Source organism: Giesbergeria sp. (assembly GCF_028686475.1).
Lineage (GTDB): Bacteria > Pseudomonadota > Gammaproteobacteria > Burkholderiales > Burkholderiaceae_C > Simplicispira.
Genome location: NZ_JAQUCA010000055.1, coordinates 1 through 4,302, shown reverse-complemented (window position 1 = coordinate 4,302; position 4,302 = coordinate 1). Strand labels below are relative to the sequence as shown.

At 55.6% G+C, this 4,302-nt stretch carries 5 protein-coding genes and 1 pseudogene; 3 read left to right on the top strand and 3 right to left on the bottom strand.

Features of this window, described 5'->3' with window-relative positions; all coding sequences use genetic code 11:
• Positions 1–129: 129 nt before the first annotated feature.
• From PHX60_RS15865 to PHX60_RS15855, 3 genes are all read right to left on the bottom strand, one after another.
• Positions 130–387 (bottom strand): type II toxin-antitoxin system Phd/YefM family antitoxin, encoded by a 258-nt coding sequence (locus PHX60_RS15865; RefSeq protein ID WP_300079740.1) that lies wholly within the window; start codon positions 385–387, stop codon positions 130–132.
• A gap of 137 nt (positions 388–524) precedes the next feature.
• Positions 525–860: a type II toxin-antitoxin system PemK/MazF family toxin gene (locus PHX60_RS15860; protein ID WP_300079742.1), complete on the bottom strand. Its 336-nt coding sequence runs from the start codon at positions 858–860 to the stop codon at positions 525–527.
• Entirely contained in the window at positions 851–1,066 is a 216-nt protein-coding gene (locus tag PHX60_RS15855; protein WP_300079738.1) for an antitoxin MazE family protein, read from the bottom strand. The genes PHX60_RS15860 and PHX60_RS15855 overlap by 10 nt, the downstream gene beginning before the upstream one ends.
• A 621-nt stretch (positions 1,067–1,687) precedes the next feature.
• Between PHX60_RS15855 and PHX60_RS15850 the strand changes: the two genes are divergently transcribed.
• The 3 genes and pseudogenes from PHX60_RS15850 to PHX60_RS15840 all read left to right on the top strand — a co-directional run bounded on the left by PHX60_RS15850 (position 1,688) and on the right by PHX60_RS15840 (position 4,236).
• Complete coding sequence (locus PHX60_RS15850) at positions 1,688–1,939, top strand: type II toxin-antitoxin system prevent-host-death family antitoxin (RefSeq protein WP_300079735.1); 252 nt, start codon at positions 1,688–1,690, stop codon at positions 1,937–1,939.
• Positions 1,940–2,185: 246 nt separating this feature from the next.
• Positions 2,186–3,469, top strand: a complete 1,284-nt coding sequence (locus PHX60_RS15845; RefSeq protein ID WP_300079733.1) for a transposase — start codon at positions 2,186–2,188, stop codon at positions 3,467–3,469.
• Positions 3,470–3,512: 43 nt separating this feature from the next.
• Positions 3,513–4,236 (top strand): annotated as a pseudogene (locus tag PHX60_RS15840) (Rpn family recombination-promoting nuclease/putative transposase).
• Positions 4,237–4,302 lie beyond the last annotated feature (66 nt).

Below are 4,302 nucleotides of genomic sequence, written 5' to 3'. Positions count from 1 at the left end.
CAGCCTGTGGAGAGGAAGGCGCTGGCTTGGGTCGTAAGACCCGAGTGAAACCGGCCTCTGTGAAGCAGGAAGCAAGCGGTAGATTTAATCAGAAATGATTAGATTTGCGTAGGTATTGCAGAACGGTGCTTATGCTTGCGGCACGATGGGGCGGCGCTGCGCTTGGCCGCGTGGCGGCAGGGTGAGTTCGGTGCCCGTATGTTCCGCCAGCAGCAACTGCTTAAGTGAGGGGCGTGCTGCCGCTTGTAGGCGCTGCCACTCTTGCACGGGCACCAATACAGCAGCCTCTATGCCTCGGCGCGTGACAGTTTGCGGGCCTTGTGCAAGGCAGGCATCCAAAAATTCACTAAAGCGTGCTTTGGCATCTTGAACCGGCCAAATGTGCATGGCGCATCTCCTTTTTAACTGGTTATCTGTCTAGTTTGATAGAATCATGCGCCATTGTCAAGCGTAGAAAAATGAGGGTCAGATTCTAATTTTCTCGCCCGAGTTGGCGCGAACAATGAGAGTTCTCCCCCGATGGATTAACTGGCGATACCTAAAAACACAGCCAAACAGCGCTCAACTTCTAGCATGGTGGCATCGTCTGCGCGCCCAAAAGTGGCCCCCAGCTTGTCGCGTGCAACCGTCATGGACTTATCGACCATGACTTGCGATGGTTTGAGCAAACCAGTGCCAGAGCCAGGCCCGATAGATACCCTGAACAATGGGGTGTCGCGCACATCGCTGGTTACTGGCAATACCGTGACGGAAGGGTGGGCCTTAAAAAAATCGGACTGAATGACCAGCGCTGGACGGGGCTTGCCAAAATCTCCCTGTAAGGCAATGGTCACCAAATCGCCGCGCTGGCTCAATTCCAGCCCTCTGTATCAAGGGCAGCGGCCTCCGTCAAACGCAGCAATTCATTTTCTTGTGGGTCTTGGCGCAGGAGTTGTGATTGGCGCAGGCACTCTTGGGCAAACGAAGCCCGTCGGGTATCAGGAACCCACAACTGTATGGGGCGCAGACCCAATGAACGCAAAGTGGCACGGCGCTTTTGTACCCGCTGGGCAACGGTGGCAGTCATCAGGTTGCGCGTGAAACCTCGGCATTCATGCCGGGGAGGTAGAGCGCGGAACGCATCGCGTTCCTTGCTTTGGGCCGGTACCTGCTCACGTCCATTCAATAGCCCGGTTGACAGAAATTAGTGCAAGGCTTTTCACCTCTGTTGGGCCTTGCGGCTCTGCCCGTAAGGGCCTAGTGACGCGCACCTTTCGGTGCGGATCCCCTCGACCATGTTGTGTACCGGCTTGCCCTTGCGGGTGGTTCCGATCCGTTTCGTGCTTACCCTGTCGCTTGTCTGCAACCGGAACTTTCAGAGCTTGGGACTGAGGAAGCATCCCAAGGTGAGTCTTCGCACCTGTACACAACGCAAGCGCCCGCTCTACTCGGCAATGAAGCCCGGATTAAGGCATCCGGGGCGCTGGGTCTGGTCAACCCGAACTTGCAAAGCTTTCGCCTTCCAAGCTCCGACCTTCAGGTCGGGGTAGTTGACTACACGCCCCCCTTTTTTTAAGTTACATGTAACATTGTACCGAAGTTTGGGGGAAATGGGGGGCAGCTTCGTAGCTTGGGTTGCGTGCAACCCGGTATAACCTAAAATTGCCAAATTTAGCGCTTTATTTAGCGCTTAGTTTGGAGTTTTTTGATGCACGCTAACCTCGCTGATTATTCCGTCAGTATGTCGGATTTCAAAAAAAACCCTGCCCACATACTGCGCCATGCCGGTTCTAAGCCGGTAGTGGTACTCAGCCATAACCGGCCCGCGTTTTACATGGTGCCGCCGGAGTTTTTTGAAGCCATGATAGAAAGTTTGGCCGACCAAGACCTCATCACTTTGGCACGCCAGCGCTTGGCGCTCAAGGACACAGCCATCGAGGTGGACATTGACAGCATCTGATGCCCACGGCACCACCGAATAGCGCGAGGGGCTCCATCCATTTGGGTTGGCCGCTTGCGGCCTAGAGGCAAAGCCGCCCCCATTGGCTGGAGGGGTAAGCGCCGCCAGCCCCAGGCTGGCTTCAGTCGTCCGGCCTGTCCTGCTGCTGGTGCCAGTCTTGAGTGCATTGAAGAACTCAGCCAGTGCCGCCGTAGGCGGCAACTGTGTAGCTTGCTTATTTGCATAATTTGTCTATAGTAACCAGTTATGAGCGAAGCCCGCAACCTGCGCAAAACGACCTATCGGCTGTACCCAACGCCGAAGCAGGCCGTTGCGCTCGATGCCCTGCTACGCTCACACCAGCAGCTTTACAACGCTGCCTTAGAGGAACGCATCAGCGCTTGGAGCAAGGCGGGCACATCGATTTCTTATGCCGACCAGTGCAAGGGCCTGACGCTGCTGCGCCACGACCTGCCCGAGTGGGCTGATGCGGCTAACTGTTCTAGCCAGCAGATGACGCTGCGCCGCTTGGACAAAGCATTTGCTGCTTTCTTCAGGCGCATCAAGGCGGGCCAAACACCGGGCTTTCCGCGCTTCAAGTCGCTGGGGCGTTTTCCCGGCTTCAGCTTCAAAAGTCATGGTGATGGTTGGCGCTTCACACCCGAAGAAGGCTGGAGGCATGGCAGCCTGCGCCTATCGGGCGTGGGGCAAATCCGTGCCCGTGGTCAAGCCCGTCAGGGCGGCGATATTCGTGCCAGTGACATCCTGCACCGCGATGGCCGCTGGTATTTGTCACTGACCGTGGCCGTGGCCAGCCCAGAACGCACCCGGCAAGCCGATGGCGCACTGGCCTATGACTGGGGCGTGGAGAGATTCCTGTCGGGCGTAACGCACAGCGGCGAGCTGGAGAACATTGACAACCCGCGCTGGTGGCAACAGGAAAAGGAGCAGGCCATCCGGTTGCAGCAAGCTGTCTCAAGCAAGAGCAACAAGCGCTCTAACCGTAGAAAGAAGGCCGTGCGCCGCTTGGCCGCTGCTCGGGCCAAGGTAGCGCGCAAGCGGTTGGACTGGGCACACCAGCAAACGGCAGCGCTGGCAAACAAGTATGCCTTGGTAGCAACGGAAGAACTCACGCTCAAGAACATGACCCGCAGTGCTGCTGGCACTGTGGAAGAACCGGGCAAGCAGGTAGCGCAAAAGGCGGGCCTGAACCGGGAAATACTGGACACCGCTCCGGGGCTGTTCACTTCACTATTTCGCTACAAAGTGCTGGAAACTGGTGGCGAATGGGTAGATGCTCCAACCCGCAAGCTTAAACCAAGTCAGCGCTGCCCCCAGTGCTGGCATGTGGCCAAAAAGCAGCTCTCACAAAGAATGCACTGCTGCGAACAATGCGGGCATCAAGAGAACAGAGATACGGCTTCAGCGCGTGTAGTGTTGCGCTGGGCTTTGGAATCCATATCCGGTCAGGAACTGGCCGAGACGGGAGTTTATGGCTCCCGTGAAACTCCATCCTTTGCAACGCAACGCATAGGGTGGAGTAGTTCATAACGACGACGCGTCCTACAAACTGCTATTTTCCTCACCTGAGTTGGTGCGCGATTTGGTGCTGGGTTTTATCCCCGATGCGTGGCTGCACAGCCTGGACTACCGCACGCTAAAAAAAATGCCCGGCAGCTACGTAACCGACGACTTGCGCCATCGCGCCGATGATGTGGTCTGGCGCGTCAAGGTGGGGCAAGAATGGGTGTATCTCTACATTCTGATAGAGTTCCAAAGCAAGGTGGACCCGTGTGGCGGTACGCATGATGAGCTATGTGTGGCTGCTCTACCAAGACCTCATCAAAGCCAAACAGGTATTGCCACAGCGACGCTTGCCGCCGGTGTTGCCGATAGTGCTGTACAACGGCGATGCGCCTTGGACAGCAGCCAGTAACATTGCTGATTTAATCCCCAAGGTGCCGGGCTTGGTGGCGCAGTTTTTGCCCAGTATGCAATACCTGCTGATTGCCGAAAACCGCTACACCGAGGCCGATTTGGCCCCGATGCACAATTTGGTGGCAGCGGTCATGCGTTTGCAGCACCCACACAACCAAGCCGAAGTGCTGGCGGTGATAGACCGGCTCAATGACTGGCTGGCCGACAACCCGGAGTTGATGCGGATTTTTGCCATTTGGATTCGGGCGGTGCTATTGCGCCAAAGCAAGCACCATTTGGCCTTGCCCAAGGTGCAAGACTTGAAGGAGTTAAAAATGACGGTGGTGGTAAAATTTCAAATGTTTTCAATTTTTTTTGTTTTTAAAATTATTAACTTCTAAATAAAAGATTTAAATTATACTTTCGTATAAAAAGATGAGTGACAAGGTTGTGAAATTCATCGGATT

Bases quoted from the DNA above. Each gene is read 5' to 3' on its own strand.
- PHX60_RS15855 (WP_300079738.1), bottom strand. From the start codon at position 1,066: ATGACTGCCACCGTTGCCCAGCGGGTACAAAAGCGCCGTGCCACTTTG.
- PHX60_RS15845 (WP_300079733.1), top strand. From the start codon at position 2,186: ATGAGCGAAGCCCGCAACCTGCGCAAAACGACCTATCGGCTGTACCCA.
- PHX60_RS15850 (WP_300079735.1), top strand. From the start codon at position 1,688: ATGCACGCTAACCTCGCTGATTATTCCGTCAGTATGTCGGATTTCAAA.
- PHX60_RS15865 (WP_300079740.1), bottom strand. From the start codon at position 387: ATGCACATTTGGCCGGTTCAAGATGCCAAAGCACGCTTTAGTGAATTT.